The sequence below is a fragment of the Geobacillus sp. B4113_201601 genome, assembly GCF_001587475.1.
Classification (GTDB): Bacteria; Bacillota; Bacilli; order Bacillales; family Anoxybacillaceae; genus Geobacillus; species Geobacillus icigianus.
In genome coordinates this window covers 1-617 of the sequence record NZ_LQYX01000061.1, presented here as the reverse complement: position 1 = coordinate 617, position 617 = coordinate 1, and the positions used below count along the sequence as shown (strand labels likewise).

Below are 617 nucleotides of genomic sequence, written 5' to 3'. Positions count from 1 at the left end.
ATCCGGCCCTCCGCATGCCCCACGATGCTCAATGGGATGATCTGTGTGGAGTTTTCATAGAACTTTTGACGCTACCGTTACGTTTTTTTACGTGGTTACGGCCACGAACCGCTTTGTTCTTTAACGTCTACAAATGCTAAAAAGACGAGGAAAAATAAAAAAGCACATAACCCCCTAAATGAGATTAAGTGCTTCTAGCCAATGACTTCGATCGATTTTATTTCAGTTTCCAGCACACCAAAAACGTATCCTTGCCCTTTTGTTTCTTGGTTTGTAATTATTAAACTATCTATTCCATCCTCACTGTCTTCCCCGTCGCAATAATCGCGAACAAACCCTTCGAGCACATCCCCATCTTTGTATACAATTCTCACCTTCTTACCTACGTATTCCCAGAGTTTCATTACTCATCACCTTTCTTTATTGTTGGAACAATATGAGTACCCGTTTTAGAGTAGTGTATTCTGAAACTGCTTGTCACTGTTTCCTCACCCGTTGCTTGATTTACATGCACTCCTATCGGCTTGGAATGTGAAAAAATATCCTCCCTCTAGAAATGTTGATTTATCAAGGCTTTTCGGCCCCTCAGGGGTGTCCAAAAAATATTTTTCGACAAA

2 protein-coding genes are annotated in these 617 nt (G+C 41.0%); both read right to left on the bottom strand.

Translation table 11 applies throughout. The features are described from left to right. Positions 1-194: 194 nt before the first annotated feature. Positions 195-404: a hypothetical protein gene (locus tag B4113_RS08100; RefSeq protein ID WP_033843630.1), complete on the bottom strand. Its 210-nt coding sequence runs from the start codon at positions 402-404 to the stop codon at positions 195-197. Beyond that, a complete protein-coding gene (locus tag B4113_RS20475) occupies positions 404-520 on the bottom strand; it encodes a polymorphic toxin type 50 domain-containing protein (protein WP_255358706.1) in 117 nt (38 codons plus the stop codon). Before B4113_RS20475 ends, B4113_RS08100 begins: the two co-directional genes overlap by 1 nt. Between the last annotated feature and the right edge of the window lie 97 nt (positions 521-617).